Origin of the sequence: Pseudomonas grandcourensis (assembly GCF_039909015.1) — a bacterium.
Classification (GTDB): Bacteria; Pseudomonadota; Gammaproteobacteria; order Pseudomonadales; family Pseudomonadaceae; genus Aquipseudomonas; species Aquipseudomonas grandcourensis.
This window is the reverse complement of sequence record NZ_CP150919.1, coordinates 3833028-3857331: the sequence shown is the minus strand read 5'-3', so window position 1 is coordinate 3857331 and position 24304 is coordinate 3833028. Positions and strand designations below refer to the sequence as shown.

Genomic DNA, 24304 nt, shown 5'->3' with positions numbered 1-24304 from the left:
ATGGCCGGAGCCAACCATGCGTTATGTGAGTACCCGAAATTCGGCCGTGCAGGTCGACTTCGAACAGGTCGTATTGTCTGGCATTGCCGAGGACGGTGGGCTGTTCGTACCACTCGAACTGCCGCTGTTTGAATCGCAGGACATCGCCAACTGGTCGACCTTGCCCTATGACGAACTGGCCTACAGGGTGATCAGTCCGTTTGTGGGAGAGACGATCCCCGAGACAGACCTCAAGCGCATGCTCAAAGAGGCCGGCAGCCAATTCAGGCATCGCTCCCTGGCGCCTTTGCATCAGGTTGATCGTAACGAGTGGGTGCTGGAACTGTTCCACGGGCCGACTCGCTCCTCGAAGGACTTTGCTGCGCAGTTGCAGGCACGGCTGGTGTCGTATTTTCTGCGCAAGCGCGGGCGTCGCGGGGTGGTGATCGGTGCCACCAACGGCGATACCGGGCTGGCGGCCATCGAGGCGTTCAAGCGCTGCGAGGACACCTGCGTAGTGGTGTTTTACCCGGAGGCGGGCGTACCCCGGGACCAACTCCAGCATCTGCAAGCAGCGGCGCACCCAAGGGTTCATCAGTTCGCGGTCAACGGCAGCTTTGACGAGTGCCAGACCATCGTCACCCGGCTGTTCCGACAATGGCCGTATGCGCAGTACGAGGTGATCAGTTTCAACTCCAGTAACTGGGTCAGTGTGTTGGCTCAACTGGTGTTTTACTTCCACGCCGTGTTGCAACTGGGAGGCGGCCAGCGTCCGATCGGTTTTAGCGTACCTGCGGCGAGTTTTGCCGAAGTGTATGCAGGCTACATCGCGCAAAAAATGGGCCTGCCGATCACCCAGATGATTGTTGCGACCAACCAGAATGACGCGTTGCACCAGTTGTTTCAGAAGAACCACTACAGCAGGACACGAGCCAACAAGACGCTTTCGCCTGCCATGGACCTGTCGATCTTTTCCAATCTGGAACGTTTTCTGTGGGAGCTATACGGACGTGACGACCAGGCGGTGTGTGCCCTGATGGAGGGGTTCGAGTCCGGCGGCGAGATGGTCATCGCCAACGAGTTCTGGTTGCAGGCGCGGATGATCATCGACTCCTACGCGGTCAGTGATGAGCAGACGCTGACAGAAATCACCTCGCTGTATCGCGACACGGGATACGTCATCGACCCGCATACGGCAACTGGGGTACTGGCCGCCCGGTTGTATCGGCGAAGCCTGGTGGCGCCAATGGTGACCCTGGGGGAAATCTCACCGGTCAAGTCGGCGGCACTGCTTGGCGAGTTGGGCATCAGTGTGGCGGGGTTGCAACCTGAGGTCGCGACGCAAGGACAGGCGCAGGTTTACCGGATTCAACCGGACGAGCTCGACACCATCCATGAGCTGCTCGGAGCGCTGTGAAGGCGCGCCAACAGGAGGCCAAGTGAAGCGAATTCTGGACCCTCTCGATGAACACATCATCGCGGAACTACAGCTCAATGCCAGGGCTGCACACGCCGAACTGGCGGCCAAGGTCAATCTGTCACGCAATGCGGTGCGCCAGCGCATAGAAAGACTTGAACGCGACGGGGTAATACAGGGATATACGGTACGCACGGGGGAGGGGCGACAAGCCACGTCGAACATCAATGCGGTGATTTTCGTTTACCGCTACGACCGGATGCGGGGGGCGGAAGTGTTGCAAGCGCTGCGGGCAATTCCGGAAGTCATCCAGTGCGATGTCATGAGCGGCGAGTTCGACCTGATGCTGAGGGTGGGTGCTGCGAGCCCACAGCGGGTGCACAAGGTCTGGACTGAAATTGCCGCGTTGCCTGGAGTAGAAAACACCGTGACCTCCTTCGTGCTGTCATCTGTCGTTTAACCCATTTTTCGTGCTGCCAAAAGCCAACCCGCGTTGGCTTTTTTTATGCCTGAAGCTTTGCCCAGGCACTGGTCAAAACGCCCATAAAATAGAGCAAATTGGCCTATTTCACTGCCCTGGGCCCAGCCCTAACCTAGTGCCTGACAACCCATCACCCGGATCAAGGGCATAACAAAATGACTGAATACAAATTGGCGCTGGTTGGCTTTGGTGGTGTTAACCGGGCATTGGCTCAGCTGATTGCCGATCGTAACGAACAGTGGAAAACAGAACTGGGTTTCACCCTGAAAATCGTCGGTGTGACTGACTTGTTTCTCGGCTCGGTGATTGGCCGCGAAGGGCTGGACGCCAATGTGCTCGCCCAATTGCCGGCAGTCAAAGGTGCATTGGCGCAACTGTCGGGTGGCGACGTCACAGCCCTCAATGAGGCGGTGATCAAGGATTCTGGCGCGGACATTATTGTTGAAGCCACGTTTACCAACCCGGTGGACGGTGAACCGGCGACTTCATTCTGCCGTTGGGCGCTTGAGGGTGGCCAGCATGTCGTCACCACCAACAAGGGCCCGATCGCCTTGCACGGCGCCGAACTCAAGGCACTGGCTCGACGCAAGCATGTCGCCTTTGAATACGAAGGCTCGGTCATGAGCGGCACGCCGGTGATTCGCCTGGCCAGGCAGGCACTGGCAGGCAGCTCCATTGTCGGTTTTGAAGGAATTCTCAACGGCACGTCCAACTTCGTGCTGACCAGCATGGAAGGCGGCCTGGGGTTTGCCGAGGCCGTCAGCAAGGCTCAGGAGCTGGGTTACGCCGAAGCCGACCCGACGGCGGATGTCGAGGGTCATGACGTACGCCTCAAGGTGGTGATCCTAGCGAATGAACTGCTGGACGCGAAGCTTACGGTCAGCGACGTCACGTGCAGCGGCATTTCGTCCCTCAGCCTTGGCGACATTGAAAAAGCCCGGCAGGACGGCGCTCGCTGGAAGCTGATCGGGGCGGCGATGCGCCATGCCGACGGCTCGATCAGTGCCAGTGTCGAACCGCGGCTTTTGAACAACGACCATCCGCTGGCCAGTGTTGGCGGCGCGACCAATGCGGTGTCGTTTACCTCGCAACTGCTCGGTGCGGTAACGGTTTCGGGGCCGGGAGCCGGGCGTACGGAAACAGCGTTTGCGCTGCTCTCGGACATCATCAGCATCCATCAATCCATTGCACGCAACCAGGAGTAAGCCTGTGAAATTATCGCGCCTGGTTCTGGATATCGTAGAGCCGCCCATTGAAGTCTTTAACGCCTATGACGGTTCCGTCATAGGCAGCGTAACGAATGTCTGTGCGTCGCAAGTTCCGCAGTTGTTGGAGACGGGACGCAGTGGTGCAGTGGCGTGCGCCGCGTTGGCGCGTCATCGTCGGGCTCGCATTCTTGAGCAAGCCGCAATCAACATCGAACGTGATGCCGGCGTGTTTGCCAGGCTGATCGTCGACGAGGCCGGAAAGACCCTCAAACAGGCGGAAAAGGAGGTCAAACGCTGCGTCAACACACTCAAGCTATCGGCCGAGGAGGCCAGGCGCAATGCCGGGGAGGTGGTGCCTTTTGATGCTTATGAAGGTTCCGAATCGCGTCAGGGCTGGTTTTCCCGTGAGCCTCTGGGGCTGATCGTTGCGATCACGCCGTACAACGATCCGTTGAACCTGGTGGCGCATAAACTCGGTCCGGCCATTGCGGGCGGTAACGCGGTGATTCTCAAACCCTCCGAGCTTGCGCCATTGTCGGCCATTAAACTGGTGTCTTATCTGGTCGCAGCAGGCTTGCCTGAATCAGTGGTTACAGTCGCCACCGGCGGCGCGGAACTGGGCAAGGCGTTGGTCTCCGCCCGTGAGGTGCGGATGATTTCCTTTACCGGCGGTTTCGTCACCGCAGAGCAGATTGCCCGCACGGCCGGGTTGAAGAAACTGGCCATGGACCTGGGCGGCAATGCGCCGGTAATCGTCATGGGCGACTGCAACCTTGAGGCGGCTGTCGAGAGTTGCGTGTCCGGAGCCTTTTGGGCAGCGGGACAGAACTGCGTAGGCACTCAGCGTTTGCTGATTCAGGCGTCGATTTATGAAGCGTTCCGAGAGCGATTCGTCAGCCAGGCCCGTGCGCTTGTGGTTGGCGACCCGTTGCAGGCCGATACCGATATCGGCCCGATGATTACTGCGCAAGCCGCGCAGAATGCCGAGCAAGTGGTGAACGAGGCCTTGCAAGAGGGCGCCACGTTGCTCTGCGGCCATCGGCGCGCAGGATCGTGCTACGCCGCCACCGTATTGGAAAACGTCGATCACGCCAGTCGACTCTGGCGCAATGAAGTCTTCGCTCCGGTGGTGGTATTGCAGCTTTTCGAAACCTTCGATGAAGCCATCGCGTTGGCCAATGAACCCGAATACAGCCTGCATGCGGGGATCTTCACCAATGATCTGGCAACCGCGATGAGCGCCGCGCGGAGAATCGAAGCCGGGGGAGTGATGATCAACGACTCTTCCGACTACCGCTTCGATGCGATGCCGTTTGGCGGTTCCAAGTACGGTAGCCTGGGCCGGGAAGGGGTGCGTTTTGCCTACGAGGAAATGACTCAACCCAAGGTGGTGTGTTTGAACACGTTGGGCTAGTCGATTCGCGGTAAATGGATCAGTTCGTATGGCATTGGGTCGGTTTGGTCACCGGCCCAATGCGTTTTGCTGAATGGGGAGAAAGAAGAAGTTGAATATTTCCACTGAGCTGATAGTCGCCAAGAAAGCGTCTGTTGCGATCTGAGGGGCGGTGAGTTCTGAAGAATGACGACTTCTGGCCATTTTGTGCATGTCGTGACTGACCCTTTGGGCCATAAGCGGTCGGTGACAGGCCAGTGGCAAATCGAAAGCAAGCGGGCGCGCTATCACCGAATTAACTGAATCTTATAGCGATGCCCTAACCACCAATGGACAATCAACTGGCTGGGTTCCCGATACATCGAGGGTCTCGATCAGGTGCCGGGCAGCCTTGCGACCGATCTCGTAGTACGGCAGTTGCACCGTGGTCAGCGGCGGGATGAACAGCTCAGCAATACCGATCATGTTGTCGTAGCCGAGCACGGCGACATCGTCGGGAATTTTCAGGCCACGGCCCAACAATAGCTGATAGGCACAAAAGGCAATGCGGTCGTTGCCACAGATCAGAATGTCGAATTGGGGACGACCCTCAATGATGTGCCGGTCGAGGATGGCTGCGGTTTCACCATAGGCGTCATGATCGGAAAGGTCGTATTGCAGGAGTGCGTCAGGCGACAGCCCGAATGCCTGACAGGCACGTTGCAGACCTTTTTGTCGCAGGTTCCAGGCCAGACTCTGTTTTGGCAGATTGATACACAGAGGGCGCCGATAGCCCTGGCTCAACGCGTGATGTACGGCTCGATACTGCCCCGCTTCGTCGTCTGGCACATAACTCACCAGGCGACTGTCATCGGCCAGGCAATTGGCGAGTACCAGGGGTTTGCTCTTCAATCGCTCGGGAATGCACACCTGGCGAAACCCCATGGCGCTGAAGATCAACCCGTCGGGGCGGTGCGACAACATCAGGTCGATGTTCTGGTCGGTGGGCGGGTTGCTCAACAGGTTAAGGATGAACACATTCCAGCCGGCTTGCTGCGCGGTCTGTTCGATGGACAGCAGCAACTCGACGGCGAACGGTGTGGTCGCGGTGTCCAGCGCGAACACACCGATGGTTCGCGACTGGAGGTTGTCGCCGCGCATCTTGCGCGCCGACAGGCTCGGTACGAATTGCAGTTCATCAATGGCGCGACGCACCCGCAGAAGGGTTTCGGGGCTCAGTTTTTCCGGATTATTGAGCGCTCGAGAAACCGTCATCAGGGACACGCCGGCCAGCTGTGCAACGTCTTTCACTGAAGTCATGCGAGGCGAGCCCGGTCAGGTTGACGCAGAATCATGACACAGGGCCCGGGCTTCTCGCGACTCGAATGACGATGCTCACAGCCATCCAGAGTCGAGAGGCCATGCCTTGGGAATCGAGACACGCCCGCCACTCCCGCTGGCAAACAGCTTCACGCCCAGACTGTCGGGCCGCGGATAGAGGCGACTGCTGAGGCTGAAGCGCCCGTTTTCGTCGAACACCTCGATGGACGAGCGATCGAGGAATACACGCAGTGCCAGTCGCTCTTGTGTCGGGTCTATCGACACGCTGCGCTGGCCTGTGACTTGCGCACCAGAGCGGCTGCGGTCAAGTACCAGACGCTGCAACGCCGCATCGTAGTAGAGCAGGGTTTGTTCATGGCCATCGTCGCTGCAGCGCAACGCGATTCCCAGGTGGCCGTCGGTGCAGCCGAGCAGATCCAGATGCACATGGATTTCGAGCATATCGCCATTCACTTGCGGCACGCACCGGGTTCCCGACTCCTCCCACCACGGTGTACCAGGCAATAGCGTCATGCGCAGAGCGATGAGCTCCCGTGCCGGATACACGCAAAGGCGATCTGCGCACAGTTCCAGTTCGCGCGGCAAACCGAGCATGCCGCACCAGTGATGGGCCTGGCTCGGCATCGGGCTTTCCCACATGTCGAGCCATGCCCACACAAGGCGCCGACCATCGGCGGCCAATAGCGTTTGCGCGGCATAGAAATCATGGCCGTTATCCAACTCGATAAAAGGCCCGCCGGTGAAGTGCCATTCGCTGTCGAGTCGGCCCACTCGATAACCGGTCTGGTACTTGTTGAGCCGTTCGTAACCCTCGGGTTGCATGCCCTGGGGGGAGTACAGCAGCACATCGCGCTCGTTCAGTCGGAACAGATCCGGGCACTCCCACATATAGCCATCGCCCTCGCTGCCGCTGGACACATAGTCGAGGAACTCCCAGGCGTGCAGATCCGTGGAACGGTATAGCGGCAGTAGCGGTTTATCACCCAGACGCGCGCCGGCAATCAGGTACCAATAGTCATCCTCCTGCCATACCTTGGGGTCACGAAAGTGCATGATCGTGTCTTGCGGCGCGTTCTCGATGACGGCGCCATGCTTGACGAACCGGATGCCGTCGGTGCTGGTGGCCAGGCACTGGACTTGACGGATCGAGCGTTCGTCACCCACTTCCCCCAGCCAGGTGTGTCCGGTGTAGATCAGTGCCAAGGTATCTCCACACACCACAGCGCTACCGGAAAAACATCCGTCGCGGTCGAAGTCATCGCCGGGTGCCAGCGCAATGGGCAGGTGCTGCCAATGAACCAGATCGGCACTCTTGGCGTGGCCCCAATACATCGGGCCCCATTTCGCGTCGAAGGGGTAATGCTGATAGAAAACGTGATATTCGCCACGAAAGTACACTACCCCGTTAGGGTCGTTCATCCAGCCTGCCGGGGGGGAAATATGATAACCGGGTCGATAATCCTGGATGACGCGAGACAGGCCGTCACCCAGTGCGCGCTGCGCAAGGTCAAGGGAAGAAGACATTGGATCGCTCATGGTATTCAAAGACAAGGTCATAGGGCGCGTGCTCGGACTGAGCGTAGAGAGACGTCATCCGGCAGGGTTTCAATGGCGTGTGGGTGGCGCTTCAAGGCCGTGCCGTCGGCGTCGAACAGGTACAGATTGCCGAACTCCAGCTGCAGCTCGACCTGATCGCCCACCTGCCATCCGGCGTTGACTTCACAACGACAAATCAGTGGCTCGTCCTGACCTGTATCGAGGTGCACATAGGTTTCACTGCCCAGGTATTCGACCCCGGTCACGACGACGCCGGCAGTTCCCTGCGCCGCTTTGAGAGACACGTGTTCCGGGCGAATTCCCAGGCTCAGCGGGGCGTCCGCCGCCAGGTTCGAGCTGTCGAAGGGCAGGGAGGTCATACCCAGGACGGGAGTATCGACCAGGCTGGTTTCACCCGGGGCATGCAGGCGTGCCGCCAGAAAGTTCATTCTGGGCGAACCGAGAAAACCGGCGACAAAGCGGCTCGCCGGGCGCTCATAGAGTTCGCGCGGTGAGCCAACCTGCTCTACGCGACCGCCATTGAGCACAACAATTTTGTCGGCCAGGGTCATCGCTTCCACTTGATCGTGAGTGACGTAGATCATCGTCGAGCCCAGTCGATCATGCAGCCGGGCGATTTCGTTGCGCATCTGCACCCGCAAGGATGCATCCAGATTGGAGAGCGGCTCATCGAACAACAAAATGTCCGGCTCACGCGCCATGGCTCTGCCCATTGCCACACGCTGGCGCTGCCCTCCAGACAGTTCTTTTGGCTTGCGTTGCAGCAGTTTGTCCAATTGAAGGATTTGCGCTGTTTTCAGCACACGCTCGCGCAGGCTGCTCTTTTCAGTCTTGGCCAGTTTGAGACCAAAGCTGATGTTGTCGTAGACGCTCATGTGCGGGTACAACGCATAAGACTGAAACACCATGCCGACGCCACGCTCGCGCGGCTCCAGGTCGTTGACCCGTCGCCCGTCGATCAGCAGGTCGCCGCCGCAGATCGAATCCAGTCCGGCGATCAGTCGCAGCAGGGTCGACTTGCCGCAGCCCGAGGGGCCAACGAACACCACGAATTCACCCGCAGCGATCTCCAGGCTGACGTCGCGAAGAATCCGCACGCCGCCCAATTGTTTGTTCACGTTGTCTAGCTTCAACTTGATCACGATGCTGTTCCTTGTAGTTGTCGGGCATCAACCCTTTAACGCGCCGGCAGTGAGACCGGAAACGATTCGGCGCTGGAAGATCAGCACCAGAATCACCAGTGGGACGGTGACCACCACCGATGCGGCCATCAACAGCCCCCAAGGCAGCTCATGAGGACTCCCGCCGGAAATCAAGGCGATGGCGACCGGCACCGTGCGTTGCGTGTCTGTGAGGGTGAAGGTCAGGGCAAACAGGAACTCGTTCCATGCGGCGATAAAGGCCAACAAGCCAGTGGTGACCAGTGCGGGCCATAGCAGCGGCAGTAGCACCCGGGTAAGCGTGACCCAAGGCGAAGCGCCATCCATGATTGCCGCTTCTTCCAGTTCATGTGGCAGTTGCCCCATGAATGTGGTCAGCACCCAGACGGTGAAGGGCAGGGTGAAAATCGTGTAACTCAGGATCAACGCCCAGGACGTGTTGTACAGGCCCAGCGCGCGGATCACTTCGAACAGCCCCGACAGCACCGCGACCTGGGGAAACATCGACACGCCAAGCACCATCATCAACACCGTGCCACGCCCACGGAACTTCACCCGGCCCAAGGCATAGGCTGCGGTCAGGCTGAGGAACAGCGCCAGTGTCACCACACACAGCGCAACCACCAGCGAATTACCGATAGCTCGCAGAAATGAGGCTTGATGGAGTACCGCCGCGTAATTGGAGAAGTCGGGTGTATCGATCCAATAGCTCACCTCGAACAAGGCGCTGGATGGCTTCAGCGACGTCACGATGGCGTAGTAGAAAGGGAAGACCGCATACAGCAGCAAAATCCCGATCAAACACCAAAACCCGAGGCGTAACAGCGCTTTTTTTAGTAGGCGCTGGCTCATGAGCGGACCTCCAGTTGACGGCGTCCGAGGTAGAGATAAAGCATGGCGATGACCGCAACGACCAGAAACAGCAGAGTCGAGGCCGCGCTGCCATAGCCAACATCCTGGAACTCCACCAGGTGCTGGCGGGCATAGACCGACATACTCATGGTGCTCGAAGAATTCGAGGTCAGCACATAGATGACGTCGAATACCCGCAGGGAATCGAGGATGCGGAAGATCGCCGCCACCAACAATGCAGGCATCAGTAGTGGAAGCGTGACACGCCAGAACACCTTCAGCGGATGAATGCCGTCGACCCTTGCGGCTTCGTAGCAATCGCTCGGCAACATCTGCAAGGCAGCCAGCATCAACAGCGTGACAAAAGGGACGGTCTTCCAGACGTCGACGATGATGACCGCCCACATCGACAGATCCGCATCTGCCGTCCAGGCCAACGGAGCGTCAATCAGTCCGAGGCTCAGCATCAGGTGATTGATGATGCCGAACTGGTCGTTAAGCATCCATGACCAGATCTTTGCCGAGACAATGGTAGGAATCGCCCAGGGAATTAGAATCATCGCACGCACCAGGGAACGGCCTGTGAACTTGATGTTCAGCAGCAACGCCACCAGCAGCCCCAGGACGACTTCCAGTCCCACCGACACCACGGTGAAATGCAACGTGTTGCGCACCGCGTTCCACCATTGTGGATCGACCAGGATGCCCGACCAATTGGAACCGTTGTGGAACAGATAATTGCTCAAGCCTACGAAGGATCCGCCACTGGTGTCCGCCAGGTTGGCATCGGTCAGGCTGAACCAGAATGTCCGCAGTAGCGGCCAGGCCGCCACCAGGGCCAGACACAGCAACATCGGCGTCAGAAACAGCCAGGCGGCGCGTACTCGACGACGCTGCACAGGCGTTTCCCGGGCGAGCAGGAACTCGTCACAGGGGGCATGGGTAGTAGAGACAGACATGGTGATTTCCTTCCTTGTGGCTTACCAGTTCCGGCGTTTGATGCGCGTGAGTTCGCTTTCCAGTTCGGCCAGCGCCTGATCGACAGGCAACTCGCCCGCCAGCACGCCATGCACTCGATCGAAGAACGCATTGGAGACCCGTGGATAGCGATCGGCAGTGATTGAGGCAGGGCGCATGACCCCATCGTTGAGAATGCTGTGGAGCTGAGCGTAATAAGGCATTGCTGCGAGCAGTTCGGGGTCTTGATACAGCGACTCGATCACCGGGTTGTAGGCGCCTATCAGGGCACGATGTTTTTGCTCTTGGGCACTGGTCAGGTAGCTCACCAGTTCTGCGGCAAGTTTTGGATGGGCGCTGTAACGCGATACCGCCAGGCCCCAGCCACCGAGGGTGGAGGCATGGCTGCCGGTCTCGCCGCCGCGGGGCAGGGGAGCGACCCCGACCTTGTCTTTTACGGCACTGTCCTGGCTTTGCACCAGAGCCCAGACATAAGGCCAGTTACGCATGAACAGCGCATTTCCCGATTGGAATACGCCACGACCTTCTTCCTCGGTGTAGTTGAGTACGCCACGCGGGGAGATGTCTCCCACCCAACTTTTCGCCAGGGTCAAAGCTGTTCTTGAAGCCTGGCTGTTGACCACGATGTCACCTCGTGGATTGACCAGTCCGCCTTCCGGTTGGCTGCTGATCCACTCCAGTGCATTACACGTCAGGCCCTCGTAGGCGCGCCCCTGAAAGATGTAACCCCACGCATTGGGATTCCCGGCAGTGCGCTCGGCCTGTTGAATATTCCTGGCGGTAGCGGTCATTTCCTCCCAGGTCTGGGGAACCTGCTGGTTGTACTTCTCGAGCAAGTCCTTGCGGTAATACAGCAGGCCCGAGTCGGTGAACCACGGCATCGTCACCAACCGTCCGTTCACCGTGGCGTTATCCACCTGTGCCTGGAAGTAGCCTTGGGTCGCGTTGGCGGGAAGCGCCTCGCGCAGATCCAGCAGATGTTTGGCCAGCATCCCTGGCCACACCATATCGATCTGAATGATGTCGATGTCGGAGGACTGCGCACTGAGGATCTGTTGGTAGAACGACAACCTCTCGGTCGCCGAGTTTGGTGTGGAAACCACCTCGACGTGGTTGCCGGTCTGTTTCGACCATGCCTCAACAGCCTCCTTGCAGAGTTGTAATTCCGCACCCACGGCACCGCAGGAGATCGTCAAATCGGCTGCACTCGAGACGGACGGAAGCCCGGCACAGAGGGTGAGTAGTGCTGCTGGAAGGAGAGATTTGAGCAGTTTCATAAAGCCCTCTTTATTTTTGTTTTTAGAAAAGTTAACGTTAACATCGCCAAATGTATCAGCGTATTTGCGATGAGGCATCTTTTTTTTCGTCGATTGCGACAATTCGCAACTCATGAAAAATGGCCGGTCGCGGGAACAAAACAATAAAAACAAAACAGGAAATCCACATGCAGAAAGCATCAAGCTGGCTACTCGCAGGCGTGCTCGGCACCTCGGCGGTAACCTCTCAGGCCGCGACTCTGGAAGAACGCATGGCCGCGTTTGAAGCCCGTGCCAGCGCCGCGGAAAAGCGTGCAGCCGCAGCCGAGCAGCAAACCCAGGCACTTGCCAGGGAATTGCAGCAGATCAAACTCGCCACTGCTCCCTTGCAGCCCGCCGCGTCTACTGCGGCAGTAATTTCGGCGCCTGCTTTGGATACCCGACTGGCAAAACTCGAGGCCCGTCAGCAAAGCCTGGAGAAAGAGGGCAGTACCGGACACCTCACTGATGGGTTCAGCTTCAACGGCTACGCCCGCTCCGGATTGCTGATCAACGATCGGCTGGGTGGTGGTCGTGGCGGCCCTTATGAAACTCCTGCCGGTTCAGTCGGTGGTGCAGTCGGGCGACTCGGTAACGAGGACGACACCTACATGCGTATAGACCTGTCGAAAGAAATCTATGCGCAAAACGGCACCCGTTCCAAATTCACGGTCTCCATCGCCGATGGTGTGGAAAGTTCCAATGACTGGACGGCCGACGAAAGCAAACTGAACGTGCGCCAGGTATTCACAGCGCTTGACCATGTCGCTGCGTTCAAGGGCAATTCAGTGTTCGAGAACGCCACCCTGTGGGCAGGCAAGCGATTCGATAGAGATAATTTCGATATCCACTGGCTGGACTCGGACGTTGTCTATCTGGCCGGCACCGGGGGTGGAATCTACGATATGCAGATGAACAAGAATTGGCGTTCGAACTACTCTTTGATCGGGCGTAACTACGGGGATTTCAGTCAAGGCGATCTTAGTGCCGATGTGGAAAGCTACATCCTGACCTCCAACCAGTTCTTCGAGGATGGCCAGTGGCAGTGGATGTTCAATGCCATCGGCGCAAAGAAAAACGATTTCGCTACCCGCACCAATGCGGCGGGTTTGACGCCTGCGGATTCCGGCTTGCACAGCATGCTGGCCAATCACCAGAAAAACTTTTTCGGCAGAGAAGGCTTCTTCAAAACGGCGCTGCTCTATGGGCAAGGTCTGGGAGCTGAGGTCAAGAACGTCGGCTCGGATGGTGAACTGATTGATGATGCCCGCGCTCTGCGTCTGGCACTTTACGGTGAGACACCCCTTGCGTCTGACTGGCGTATCGGCCCCAGCTTGCTGGCCGAACAGAGCAAGGATAGATACGTCAAGGGTGACGACTACCGCTGGCTGACCCTGAACGTGCGATTGGCTAACAAAATCAACAGCAATTTCGAGATGGCCTACGAAATAAGCTGGCAAACCATGAACCTCGACCCGAAGGACTATCTACAACGTAATGCGGTCGACGGTAACTTTTGGAAATTCACTGTCGCCCCGACATTCAAACCCGAGGTTGGAGATCTTCTTACACGTCCCGAATTGCGAGTGTTCGCAAGCTTCATGAACTGGTCTTCGGATCTGGACAGATTCAGTACAACAGACTCCTTTGGCATGACGGACTTCAAAGCCGGAGGTGTATGGCAATACGGTATTCAAATGGAAACCTGGTTTTAATATTTGAACGCGTTCGGCCAACATCTGCTTTGAGGTTGGCTATGAAAACTTCTCTAACTTCAACAACCCCTGCCTTTCATCAAAGCTCATTGAGTAAGTGATTACCGGTCGAAGCTGATCAGCCAGCAGTTCCCTACGACAACAAATTGAGGAAATGACGATGGTATTGCCTCGCGCAATAGTGTTTGGCGAAGCCCTGACCGATCTTGTCCAAGGCACTCCTGGACAGTGGAAGGGTTACCCAGGTGGTGCTCCCTGGAACGTTGCACGAGCGCTAAGTCGCTTGGGTGTTAGCAGCGCTTTTGCTGGATCGGTGAGCATGGATTCACTGGGTGACGAGATAGTTTCGCACTCGGAAGCGGCAGGATTGGATACGAGGTTTATCCAACGGGTAGACCGAGATCCTTTGGTTGCCATCGTTGCATCGAGCCGTCCTCCAAGATACTTTTTTGCTGGAGATGCCGATCTGTTTTTTGATCCGGATCTGATGCCCGAAGGATGGATCAACCATGCAGAGCTGTGTCATTTCAGCTGCATCAGTTTGGCTCGACAGCCACTCGCAGACAAGCTGGTTAAAATTGCTCAGCAGGCCAAAAAGGCCGGTAAACGGATTAGCTATGATCCGAACTGGCGCAATTTAATGGATAGCCATTATCGGGAGCAGACCTTCCCTACGATGACCACCCTTGCTGACATGATTAAGCTTTCCGATGAAGACCTTCGGCAAATTTATCCAGGGCTGACAGAACACCAGGCAATGGATGAGCTTCGCGCTCTTAATCCTCAGGCGCAGATCCTTTTTACCCGAGGGGAACACGGGATGATTCTCCACACCCCGGACAGCCAACTCGATCAGCCGGCGATTGCCGTGAAGGTGCAAGACACGGTTGGAGCAGGAGACGCTTGTATGGCTGGTTGGCTGGCTGCGCAGTTGCTGGGGATCGTGGACTTGAGAGAGCGCCTGCAATTTTCAGCGGCTTGCGCATCCATATCTTGCCGTCATGCCGGAGCCCATGCTCCAGCGCTAGCTGATGTGGAAGGTTTGCTGCAGCTGCTAAAACATACTTGACCATGGTTGCCGACGCCGAGGAGTTGTCTAAGTAAAAAAGACGCGGCGCCGACCCTGGCCACAAGCGTTGCTGAGCTCGCAAGCTCTCCAAAAAAACCAGGCAAGTTCAGTTAGCGATCAAGTCGGGGTTCTGGGGCTCAATGATTACGCACGAGCGAAAGTTGCTCGGTATTGGCGTTGAGATCATTGCGGAGACAAGGTGCGCTCGCCATCGCCACTGCGCAAAACCGGTTATCCAGCGTGAGTCGAATCATGGTCCGGAGGCTAATCCAGTCCCGCGGAACTAGCTTGTGCGTTCCTGGATTGAACGCCAGACGCGATGCTCGCTCAGCATCAACGTCGCTATCGCAACGAGCACAGGTACAAAGGCAAGCGCACAGATAACGGTCCAACCGTATCGATTCAATACACCTCCCGATGCAAACGAGCCGAGTACCATGGCGCCAAAGACAATGAAATCATTGAGCGCTTGGACACTGTTTCTTTCGCTTGTTTTATGGCACTGAAGGACGAGCGCAGAGGCACCGACAAAACCGAAATTCCAACCAATCCCTAGAAGCACCAAACATAGATAAAAGTGGTAGGACTGCACGCCGGCAAGCCCGACAGCAATAGAGGCGCCGGTTAACATCAACCCCATCAACACAACGCGGTTTGCTCCAAAACGGCGGATCAGATGTCCAGTGAAAAAACTGGGTGCGTACATTGCAATGACGTGCCACTGCAATGCCAGGTTCGATGATTCCAGTGAAAGATCCTCATGCTTCATTGCTAGTGGGGCCGAAGTCATCAGGAAATTCATCAAGGTGTAAATTATGACGCCACAGAGCATGGCGTTGATGAGTCGAGGCTGCCGAACAATCACCGCAAGCGGGCGACCTGGAGTACGAACAGCTGCCTCATGGCGTGGCAAATCGACACCTAGCAGTACCGCCGCCGAAACCACCGCCATTAATGCGGCTGCAACGTAAGTAGCGATAAACAGGTGTGACTCCCACAGGTCCATCGTATAGGTGACCGTCTGTGGACCTAGTACACCCGCCACTAGCCCGGCAGCCATGACGATTGAAAGCGCCCAGGGCTGCCTGCTTTCTGGAACGCATTCTGCGGCGGCGAAACGAAACGTCAGCACCACAGCGGCATAAGCGCCACCAAACAGCATCGCAGCACAGAAAATGAAGAAGGAAGACAAATAAATGCCAATCGCAGCCAGCACTCCCATCAGGATGCCGCACAACGCTCCCAGCATAAACACGAGACTGCGCCCATAGCGCTGCGCAATGGCACCGGCAGGTAGCGTGCAGCTCGCCATGCCCACGACAAAAATGGAGATAGGCAGCGTCGCCAATGCTTTATCCGGTGCAAGCATGTCTCCCACGATAGCGCCGGTTGCATAGACGATGACTGAGTTACCACCCGCCAATGCCTGGGCGGTTGCCAGTCGAAAAATGTTGCTGTTCCCAGATGTGGCTGACACGACTTCTCTCCCTTGAATGAATCGTCCCTTAATGCAGCTGCAGCGTGCCGATTATCTATGAAAGCTAATGGCCGCGCTGCTCCTTTCGATATCCAGGCGCCGGTACCGCGCAGATCATCGACAAGGGCCTCCCGACAGCGGGTTTGATAGCCCGCGTCATGATGGCCAGGTTCGCCGACCAGTTGGCGCCTCTTACACACCGCCGTACTGATACACGGTCGCACTCCAATACTGGCTGCCGTTACGTTTTTGGCGAGCCCATCCGTCGGCCACCAGTTGATTGGCGATCATTCGATTCATAAAGCCATGACCGAGCAGCAGAACCGGTCCATCGCTGGCAAGGGACTGCAATCGTTTAGCTGCCGTGCTGGCGCGTATCCTCGCAGTGCCGGCGGATTCGACGTTGCGTGAGTAACCGCACAGCCATAAGACTCGAAGGATAAATGCCCAGGTAAACGGCGATAGCCGTGGCAGTTTCCAATGACCACAAGGTAGTTGTGCTTCGCAGAAAAGTGCGTCGACCAGTGCAGGCTTCAGGCCGAGCGCCTGGACGGAGGTCAGCGCACGAGGCGCGCTGCTTGAAACAATCACCGTGGCGGTTGCGGCGAGTTGCATACTGGCATGCGGGACCGGGTGGTGGGTAATTTCGGATCGGTTGTATTGCTCGATCCAGTCTTTCATCTCGAGCGCTGAGATTTTGTCGGTTGCGGCCAGTTTTGGCTGGCCGTGACGCATCAGGATTATTTCCCTGTTCACAAATTGACGTCCTTGTTCTGGTGTGTGGTAAATGACCAGGAAGTGCGGTTTCGGGAACTCAAGGTACGCCTCGCGTACCCGCATAAAACCGCACAATGAGGCTCGAGATCATCGGCTTTGGGACTAGACGATAATCCCTTCTGCGAAAGTCAGTTGTCGACCATGACGGATGAGCTTTTTTTCTTCGAGGCACGCGCACTGTGGTTTTCAAACCAGCCGTGATCGCGGTACCACGCCACGGTGTCAGTGATTGTCAGCTCTAGCGCCCGGAAACTCAGGCCAAGCTCCTGCTCGCTCTTGCGGTGGTTGAAGCAGGTGCGGTACTCCTCTCGTATCAACAGGCGCAACGTGGCCATGCTCAGCAGGACGGGCTTGCCGGTCAGGCGCGCATAGATCTCCTGCATAGCCGCCAAGGTGTATAGAAAGGGCAGCGGTAGTTGTCGAACGGGTGTCTTGACGCCTGCGATACGTCCTAGAACAGGGACCAGCTGACGCATCGTCATATGCCGGCCCGCCGCGAGATAGCGCTCACCTCGTCGGCCCTGTTTGGCGGCAGCAATCAGCGCCCATGCCACATCACGGGCATCTACAACGGAGAAGGTGCCAGGGATCAGCCCGGGCAACTTGCCGTTCACGACATCGTTGACCAATTGTCCCGAGGAGGTCGGGCCAATGTCGGCAGGACCCCACATCCAACCGGGCAGGACCATGCAGGCATGCATCTCGGGATGTGCTTCCAGGAACGACAGGACGACACGGTCGGCGAGGATCTTGCTGCGGTAGTAGTCATCCGCGTCGGCGTCGGCCCGCAGGCATGTCTCATCGATGGACGAGCCAGGTGCGCCGTCGAGCACGGCAATGGAAGACGTATGGATGAACCGTCGTATACCGGCGCGGTAGGCCTGGTTAAGCAGGCGCCGCGTACCAGACACATTGATTTTTTCGAGTTCTTTCCAGTGGCTGCCGCCCTTGTAGTTGTCGCGAAAGAATGCCGCGGTGTGAAACACCGTATCGCAGCCTTGCAGCGATGCTGCGAATGCGTCGACATCGGCCATGTCACCCACGACCAGCTCCACCCCCGGAAGATTGTTGAACTGCTGTTCACCTTTGGCTCTTGAGCGGACCAGGCCTTTAACCGTGTAGCCACGAGCGACCAATTCACGCACCAGGTTGTTGCCCAGCAAACCGGTTGCACCAGTAACAAATGCGCTGCGCATGGCTCAACCCTCACCCTGTTCGGCTAACGGCATCAACACCGCACTGTCGAAGAAGGCCTCTTCACGGATGGCCAGTCCGTTTCTGAAGGTGAAGTGTGCGGCGTAGTGCACGGTAATGTGGCGTCCATGGGGTGCAATCACCCGGCCTGGCAGCACCAAGGGGGCGGCGAAGGTGCCAGTCAGTTTGGCAGTTAGCGCCAAAAGATCGCCAGCGACCATGAATGGGGTGAAGGTCACTTGGGCATCAGGGAACGCTTCGAACAGCGCAGTCTCTCGTTTGCGCATGGATTCGCGACCGGTTTGAATCCCCATACCATCGAGGTAGATGAAGTCTTCGCAAACCAACGCAAGCATCGCCTCCACATCACGACGATTGAAGGCTCTTGAGGCGCGTTCCGCATAGTCGTTGGGGCCAGTAGTCATACAGTCCATTCCATTCGTTTCGAGGGCCTGTAGATATACCTTTGAGGCCTCTGCCGAAAAACAGCGACTACTGCATAATGGATTTGCACATATGCAGACCAGGGAGGAGAAGACGCATGGCGTTGCAAGCAAATTGGGACGATCTTCGTCTGCTGTTGGCAGTCTCGCGGCGTGGCAGCTTCCTTCAAGCTGGCCAGTTGCTGGGTATCGCGGCGTCTACCGTGTCCCGCCGCCTGACCCAACTTGAGGTCGCACTGGGCGAGCCACTCGTCGAGCGGGGCGTTGAAGGATGCTGGTTGACCTCGCGGGGCCAATCCCTCGTGGAAGTTGCCCTGGCGGCGGAAGCGGGCTTGAGGCGTCAAACCGCTGCTGGCATATCCGAGCTGCACACAGAGCTATCTGGCAGTGTCCTGGTCAGTGCAGGAGAGGGTTTCTCGTCTTGTGTGCTGGAGGCCGCGGGGCGCTTCACTTCTCTGCACCCGCGTTGCTCGGTGGAGCTGATGGTCACAGCCGACTTTCACAAGATCGTCCGCGGCGTGGCAGACATTGCTGTACGTACAGCTCATCTGGGTGAGCCGTCGCTGATTTATCGACCAATAGGCCGGCTCGCCTACGGTATCTTCGCTGATGCAGGTTATCTGAAGCGGTTTCCAGGGGTGACCCCGGCCACGGCGGTCAATGTTGCCTTGCTTCCCCCGCTGGACATGTTGCCGCAAATGCGTGCGGCAAAGGCCGGTGGTCTGGACCGCGCGCAGATCAGCGTGAATTCGTTCGCCGTGCAGCTCGAATCGGTGAGGCGAGGTATGGGGGTGGCCGTACTGCCCCGTATACTGGCGAAGGATCTGATCGGGTTGTTCCCGGATCTCCACCTTCCAGATATGGAGGTCTATCTGGTGACCCGGCCTCAGGCATTAAAGCAGGCCCACATCAAATGTTTTTTTGTCATCCTGGAGCAGGTGCTGCTCGAAGCCCTATCCATGGAAAATGTCGAAGGTTACCTCTTGGGGGGGTGACCCGTGAGTATCGGAACAATAACGATCTCTTCTGCGTATGGGTCACCGTGCAATAGACTGGGTTTTGCGGTGAGCGTGGAGCGCTTGTCAAATACCCACTCAAAGGATGAGCACATGAGCCGTACCGGCCATATATGCCTGATGGCGACCTATAACAAATGGATGAACGAAAAGATCTATGGAGCGGCCAGGTGCTTGTCCGATGATGAGCTCTCAGCTGATAGAAAAGCGTTCTTCAGGTCGATTCTCGGGACGCTAAACCACGTGGCAGCCGGAGACACTGTGTGGCTAAAGCGATTCGCCAAACATCCAGCGAACCACTCGGCATTGGAGCCGGTGAGGCGACTTTCTGATCCGAAAAACCTTGACCAAGCGTTGTTCTCTACTATTCGAGAACTCTCAGTGTATCGAGAGAGGCTTGATCAGATAATCGTCGAATGGGCCAGTTCTATTACAGAGTCCGATCTGGACCACAGCCTCCATTACGCCAGCTTGAAGGGTGTCGTGTCCGACAAGGACTTTTACGGCTTGGTGATGCATTTCTTCAACCATCAGACCCATCACCGTGGCCAGGTTACTACGCTGTTTTCACAGGCTGGTGTCGACATAGGTGATACAGATTTAGTCGTCCTCATCCCATCCCGATCCAGCGAGGGCTTTCGCTAACCCGCGCGGATCTTTTTCCAGCGCGCCCGATGCGCCAACCGCAAACAGCCCGGTTTAGCGTCACCCTTCGACGGTCATGCGCATGGCCAGGCCCGCGAGGACCGTCCCCATCAGCCAACGCTGCACGGTCTGCCACACGGGCCTGCTTGCGAGGAATGTCGCAATGGAGCCAGCCATGACGGCAATCAGGGCGTTGACGCTCACGCTAATGACGATCTGCGTAAAGCCAAGCACGATGGATTGCGCCAGCACGCTGCCGTGGTCGGCGGGGTCGATGAACTGGGGCAGCAGCGACAAATACATGACCGCGATTTTGGGATTCAGCAGGTTGGTGACAAACCCCATCATAAACAGCTTGCGCGGGCTGTCCTTGGGCAAGTCGCGCACCTGGAACGGAGAACGGCCGCCGGGCTTGACCGCTTGCCAGGCCAGGTAGAGCAGATAAAGCGCGCCGCCGAGTCGCAGGGCGTCATACGCATAGGGAACCGCCAGGACCAGGGCTGTGATGCCCAATGCGGCGCAAAACATATAAACGACGAAACCCAATGCCACGCCACCCAGGGAAATCAGTCCGGCCATTCGTCCCTGGCAGATAGATCGCGAGATGAGATAGATCATGTTCGGGCCGGGAGTCAGCACCATGCCGAGTGAGATCAGGCCGTAGGCAAGCAGGTTGGACAGTTCGGGCATGGCGTAACTCCTAAAAGAAGAGATAACGAATTGGAAGCTCCGCTAAATCTGTATAAAACGGCTTTCGCGATCCCTGAGGTATGCACCTGGATGGAGCGGACGATAGTAGGGTGGCCAAAGGGAGAAAGTTAGATACAGATTGACTAACAAAACGTCATACAGCGGTCGCAGCACTTGATGCCGGTGGCTCGCGCCAACTGAGCGATGGCGAGCTCACCGGCAGGGTACCAGCGGCCGTCTGGCGACCCACCTTGAACCATGCAGCGTGCAAGCACGGTGGCCAGCGCCGTTAGCATCACCGGACGGGCCCGGTGAATGGCAGTATCCAGAACAGCATTCCACGGGTCGCGCCCTTCAGCGATTTCGGTTTGTACCTGGTCGATCAGGATCACCGAGTTGCGCATGATCGTGTCACCCAGTGCGATGATGCCCAGGATCGCGACGAAACCCAGTGGCAACCGGAACACCAGCAGCGCCGGCACCATGCCGATCAGGCCCAGCGGCGCGCTCAGCACCACCGTCCACATGCGGGAGAAGTTCTGCAGTTACAGCATCAACAGCAGAACGATAGTGTGTTGACGCCGATGCCGAATTGCCCCACGTGCCGACGCAAGACTGACCCATCTGAAAATCGGCACAATTCCAGCACAGGTATTGGTTCGCCAGGAATCAGACTGGGTCAGTGACATCTCGGTGATTGGGTCATTTAGGCGTCGACGCCAACAGCTGCTGACATACATGGCATCGGGATGCCAAGACATGCTGCTCAATCTGAACTCTCGTCATAGAGTGGAGGCGGGTAGTTATCGTATATTAATGATTACCTTGCCTTTTGATCTTCCTTGTCCGACATAGCTCAACGCCTCGGCTGTCGATTCGAAAGGGAAGGTTCGGTCGATCACCGGCTTTATAATGCCGGACTCGATGAGCGCCGTTATCTCATCCAGCTGGGTACCACTGGCACGCATAAATACGAACGCATAGTTGATATTTTTTTTGCGCGCTTTTCTGCGGATACTGCTGCTCAACATACGCATGACCAGGCCCAATACCCAGGACAGCTTTTGCTCTTGGGCGAACTGTGGCGTCGGCGGCCCCGAGATGGAGATGAGCTGGCCCCCAGGCTTCAGAATGGTGAGCGACCTTTCCAGTTCATCAGCGCCCAAGCTGTTCAATACGACGTCGTAGTCCTGCAAAACGGTTTCGAAATTTTGCTTCTTGTAGTCGATGACAACGTCCGCTCCCAGGGCCTTGACCCAATCCACATTATTTGTACTGGTGGTTGTCGCGACGAAGGCGCCCAGGTGCTTGGCGAGCTGGATGGCGAGGGTGCCGACGCCACCGGAGCCGGCGTGGATAAACACCTTCTGTCCTTTTTTCAACCTGGCTGTTTCAACCAACACCTGCCAGGCCGTCAGAGCCACCAAGGGGAGGGAGGCGGCTTCTTGCATATTGATATTTTGGGGTTTTAACGCCAGCGCATTTTCCTTCACTGCAATGAGCTCAGCGAACGTACCTATGCGCTCTTGAGGAGGGCGCGCGTAGACTTCGTCACCTGGCTTGAAGCGCTGCACAGCGGATCCTACGCTAACCACGACCCCAGCCAGATCGTTTCCCAATATCAGCGGGAATGAATACGGCAGGATCAGTTTGAATTCGCCTGTGCTGATCTTCGTATCGAGCAAGTTCACGCTTGTCGCATGCACTTGGACCAGAACGTCATGATCACCCACTTCGGGAGCAGCAACCTCGCCAATACGTCCCGCTTTCTTGCCATAACGGTCGATTAAAAATGCCTTCATGATGAGTCAACTCTTATAGCTTCAAATGGGAATGGCGGAACACCCTCAGGTATCGAGGAATGCCGTTGCTTTTTCCACGAAGTCGGCATGATGTTGGAAAATCCCGCCATGCCCGGCGTCTTCGTAAATGATCAGGTGTGAATTCGGGATCCGTTTTGCCAAGTCGGTGGAGTTCACTGTTGGAACCATGATGTCAGCATCACCGTTGGCGATCAGCGTCGGTACCTGTATGCGGCTGAGGTTTTGCGGATGCTGTCTGCCCCACGCGTGAATGGCTTTCAACTGCCGCATAAAAGCGATTAGCGTCGGATTCTTGTCGCGATCTTTCCTGCGCGCCTTCAGGCGATTCAGAAAATCCCTGGCGGCTCGCCGACCATTGACCGTCGAGGTGAAGAATAGGTAGGTCTTCGGGTCGCGCAACGTCAGCAAACCTTTAAGCATCAATGGCCATGACACTGACCAGACCTTGTCGATGCCGGTGCCGCCAGCAGGCCCGGTGCCGGTCAGAATCAGTCTGCGCACCAGGTCAGGGGCGCTCAGGGCAATTTCCTGGGCCACGAACCCTCCAAGTGAAAAACCCAGCAGGTCGACCTTGTCGAAACCCAGCGCACGAATCAAAGCGATGGCATCGCTTGCCATTTCACTGACCGTCGCAGGGGCCGTGCCACCTGATGCGCCGATGCCCCGATAGTCAGTGGTGATGATGCGCCTGGTGCTTGCGAGCCCATCGATGATCCGTGGGTCGAAGTTGTCCAGCACTGCGCCCCAATGGTTAAGCAGAACGAGCGGCAACTCACCCTTGGGGCCTATGTCACGGTAAGCGAACGCTGTTCCTTCGACCTTGATCCATTTGTTCGCTGCATTGACGAACGGCGTGCGCGATCCGGGATGAAGTTTTGTGTCTTGAATGTGCATGTTTGCCCCGTGCTGCGGGTCGAAAAGCTGCAAGTGAGACTGTGTTGCAGGCGCTTTTAAATCGAGTGCTGCTCACCAGCGCCTGCTGCACGATGATTACGCCTTGGCTTGATAACGCTCGGCGACATCGGATTGCCTGATCTGCGACAGCAAGCCCTGACGTGCACCCTGCAATGCATCCCAACGTGCGGCGTCCTGCAAGGGTGGAATGGTCACGGGCTCGCGACGATCAAAACCGACCAACGCCGCATCGACCAGATCACCCACTTCCATGATGTCACTGAGGGTATTGATATCGATGCCCGCTCGCTCCCAGATTTCGGTGCGAGTGGCTGCCGGCAGAACGGCTTGCACGTAGACGCCTTTGGGCGAAAGTTCCAGGCTCATACCTTGTGATAGAAACAGCACAAAAGCCTTGGTCGCGCCGTAGACCGTCATCCCGAACTCCGGTGCCAGGCCAACGACCGAGCCTATGTTGATAATCGCTCCGTCTCCGGCTTGTGCCAGGCGTGGGGCGATGGCGCTGGCAAGCCGTACCAGTGCGGTAGTGTTGAGCGTAACCAACTGAGTAACGCTGTCGGTGGATTGTTCGATAAAGCTGCCGGATTGTGCGGCGCCTGCATTGTTCACCAGGATGCCAATGCTGGCGTCGTCGCGCAGGCGAGCCTCGACCGTGGTCAGATCGCTGATTTGGGTCAGGTCAGCCTGGAGAACATCAATGGTGACGTTGTGTTTCTCACGCAGCCGCGCTGCAAGAGCATCCAGCCGCCCTTTGTCGCGGGCAACCAGTACGAGGTCGTGCCCGCGCTGTGCAAAGCGCTCGGCATAGGTAGCGCCGATGCCAGTGGAAGCGCCGGTAATGAGAACGGTGGTAGGGATGCTCATGAATTGATCCTCAGTTTCGGATATCGATAGGCGAGT

23 protein-coding genes are annotated in these 24304 nt (G+C 57.3%); 8 read left to right on the top strand and 15 right to left on the bottom strand.

The genetic code is table 11. The annotated features are described in order from the left end of the window. Nucleotides 1–16: 16 nt before the first annotated feature. The 4 genes from thrC to AABM52_RS17195 all read left to right on the top strand — a co-directional run bounded on the left by thrC (nucleotide 17) and on the right by AABM52_RS17195 (nucleotide 4499). On the top strand, nucleotides 17–1396 hold the full coding sequence (thrC, locus tag AABM52_RS17210) for a threonine synthase (RefSeq protein ID WP_347907097.1): 1380 nt from the start codon (nucleotides 17–19) through the stop codon (nucleotides 1394–1396). A gap of 22 nt (nucleotides 1397–1418) precedes the next feature. Further along, complete coding sequence (locus AABM52_RS17205; protein ID WP_008003746.1) at nucleotides 1419–1856, top strand: Lrp/AsnC family transcriptional regulator; 438 nt, start codon at nucleotides 1419–1421, stop codon at nucleotides 1854–1856. A 176-nt stretch (nucleotides 1857–2032) separates the two neighbouring features. Next, entirely contained in the window at nucleotides 2033–3082 is a 1050-nt protein-coding gene (locus AABM52_RS17200) for a homoserine dehydrogenase (RefSeq protein ID WP_347907094.1), read from the top strand. Nucleotides 3083–3086: 4 nt separating this feature from the next. Beyond that, nucleotides 3087–4499, top strand: a complete 1413-nt coding sequence (locus tag AABM52_RS17195; RefSeq protein WP_347907093.1) for an aldehyde dehydrogenase family protein — start codon at nucleotides 3087–3089, stop codon at nucleotides 4497–4499. A gap of 285 nt (nucleotides 4500–4784) precedes the next feature. Here AABM52_RS17195 and AABM52_RS17190 read toward each other — a convergent pair whose 3' ends face one another. From AABM52_RS17190 to AABM52_RS17165, 6 genes are all read right to left on the bottom strand, one after another. Beyond that, nucleotides 4785–5777: a LacI family DNA-binding transcriptional regulator gene (locus AABM52_RS17190; protein ID WP_347907091.1), complete on the bottom strand. Its 993-nt coding sequence runs from the start codon at nucleotides 5775–5777 to the stop codon at nucleotides 4785–4787. 75 nt (nucleotides 5778–5852) lie between these two features. Next, entirely contained in the window at nucleotides 5853–7355 is a 1503-nt protein-coding gene (locus tag AABM52_RS17185) for a glycoside hydrolase family 32 protein (protein WP_347907089.1), read from the bottom strand. After that, complete coding sequence (locus AABM52_RS17180; protein ID WP_347907087.1) at nucleotides 7352–8497, bottom strand: sn-glycerol-3-phosphate ABC transporter ATP-binding protein UgpC; 1146 nt, start codon at nucleotides 8495–8497, stop codon at nucleotides 7352–7354. Before AABM52_RS17180 ends, AABM52_RS17185 begins: the two co-directional genes overlap by 4 nt. 27 nt (nucleotides 8498–8524) lie before the next feature. Continuing rightward, nucleotides 8525–9367 carry a carbohydrate ABC transporter permease gene (locus AABM52_RS17175; RefSeq protein WP_347907086.1) on the bottom strand — a complete coding sequence of 281 codons (843 nt, stop codon included), beginning with the start codon at nucleotides 9365–9367 and terminating at the stop codon, nucleotides 8525–8527. After that, complete coding sequence (locus AABM52_RS17170) at nucleotides 9364–10326, bottom strand: sugar ABC transporter permease (protein ID WP_347907084.1); 963 nt, start codon at nucleotides 10324–10326, stop codon at nucleotides 9364–9366. The genes AABM52_RS17175 and AABM52_RS17170 overlap by 4 nt, the downstream gene beginning before the upstream one ends. A 21-nt stretch (nucleotides 10327–10347) precedes the next feature. Next, nucleotides 10348–11622 carry an ABC transporter substrate-binding protein gene (locus AABM52_RS17165; protein ID WP_347912644.1) on the bottom strand — a complete coding sequence of 425 codons (1275 nt, stop codon included), beginning with the start codon at nucleotides 11620–11622 and terminating at the stop codon, nucleotides 10348–10350. Between the two features lie 167 nt (nucleotides 11623–11789). Here AABM52_RS17165 and AABM52_RS17160 point away from each other — a divergent pair, with 167 nt between their 5' ends. Further along, nucleotides 11790–13355, top strand: coding sequence for a carbohydrate porin (locus tag AABM52_RS17160; protein ID WP_347907082.1), 1566 nt, complete (start codon nucleotides 11790–11792; stop codon nucleotides 13353–13355). 160 nt (nucleotides 13356–13515) lie between these two features. Beyond that, a complete protein-coding gene (locus AABM52_RS17155) occupies nucleotides 13516–14424 on the top strand; it encodes a carbohydrate kinase (RefSeq protein WP_347907080.1) in 909 nt (302 codons plus the stop codon). A 283-nt stretch (nucleotides 14425–14707) separates the two neighbouring features. Here the strand turns inward: AABM52_RS17155 and AABM52_RS17150 are convergent, their stop codons facing one another. From AABM52_RS17150 to AABM52_RS17135, 4 genes are all read right to left on the bottom strand, one after another. Beyond that, a complete protein-coding gene (locus AABM52_RS17150) occupies nucleotides 14708–15901 on the bottom strand; it encodes an MFS transporter (protein ID WP_347907078.1) in 1194 nt (397 codons plus the stop codon). Nucleotides 15902–16093: 192 nt separating this feature from the next. Further along, on the bottom strand, nucleotides 16094–16636 hold the full coding sequence (locus tag AABM52_RS17145) for a histidine phosphatase family protein (protein WP_347912643.1): 543 nt from the start codon (nucleotides 16634–16636) through the stop codon (nucleotides 16094–16096). A gap of 170 nt (nucleotides 16637–16806) precedes the next feature. Next, complete coding sequence (locus tag AABM52_RS17140) at nucleotides 16807–17874, bottom strand: SDR family oxidoreductase (protein ID WP_347907076.1); 1068 nt, start codon at nucleotides 17872–17874, stop codon at nucleotides 16807–16809. Nucleotides 17875–17877: 3 nt separating this feature from the next. Then, nucleotides 17878–18297, bottom strand: coding sequence for a nuclear transport factor 2 family protein (locus AABM52_RS17135; RefSeq protein WP_347907074.1), 420 nt, complete (start codon nucleotides 18295–18297; stop codon nucleotides 17878–17880). 116 nt (nucleotides 18298–18413) lie between these two features. Here AABM52_RS17135 and AABM52_RS17130 point away from each other — a divergent pair, with 116 nt between their 5' ends. Together AABM52_RS17130 and AABM52_RS17125 are read left to right on the top strand one after the other, a co-directional pair. After that, nucleotides 18414–19310 (top strand): LysR family transcriptional regulator, encoded by an 897-nt coding sequence (locus AABM52_RS17130; RefSeq protein WP_347907072.1) that lies wholly within the window; start codon nucleotides 18414–18416, stop codon nucleotides 19308–19310. Nucleotides 19311–19424: 114 nt separating this feature from the next. Beyond that, nucleotides 19425–19976 (top strand): DinB family protein, encoded by a 552-nt coding sequence (locus tag AABM52_RS17125; protein ID WP_347907070.1) that lies wholly within the window; start codon nucleotides 19425–19427, stop codon nucleotides 19974–19976. 60 nt (nucleotides 19977–20036) lie between these two features. On the opposite strand, the gene AABM52_RS17120 is transcribed toward AABM52_RS17125, so the two are convergent. From AABM52_RS17120 to AABM52_RS17100, 5 genes are all read right to left on the bottom strand, one after another. Then, a complete protein-coding gene (locus AABM52_RS17120; RefSeq protein WP_347907069.1) occupies nucleotides 20037–20666 on the bottom strand; it encodes a LysE family translocator in 630 nt (209 codons plus the stop codon). Between the two features lie 143 nt (nucleotides 20667–20809). Next, nucleotides 20810–21193 carry an efflux RND transporter permease subunit gene (locus AABM52_RS17115; protein WP_347907067.1) on the bottom strand — a complete coding sequence of 128 codons (384 nt, stop codon included), beginning with the start codon at nucleotides 21191–21193 and terminating at the stop codon, nucleotides 20810–20812. A gap of 276 nt (nucleotides 21194–21469) precedes the next feature. After that, the gene (locus AABM52_RS17110; RefSeq protein WP_347907065.1) at nucleotides 21470–22468 is read right to left on the bottom strand and encodes an NADP-dependent oxidoreductase; all 999 of its coding nucleotides are present in this window, start codon (nucleotides 22466–22468) and stop codon (nucleotides 21470–21472) included. Between the two features lie 45 nt (nucleotides 22469–22513). Further along, nucleotides 22514–23383, bottom strand: coding sequence for an alpha/beta hydrolase (locus tag AABM52_RS17105; RefSeq protein ID WP_347907063.1), 870 nt, complete (start codon nucleotides 23381–23383; stop codon nucleotides 22514–22516). 96 nt (nucleotides 23384–23479) lie between these two features. After that, a complete protein-coding gene (locus AABM52_RS17100) occupies nucleotides 23480–24268 on the bottom strand; it encodes an SDR family oxidoreductase (protein WP_347907061.1) in 789 nt (262 codons plus the stop codon). Nucleotides 24269–24304 lie beyond the last annotated feature (36 nt).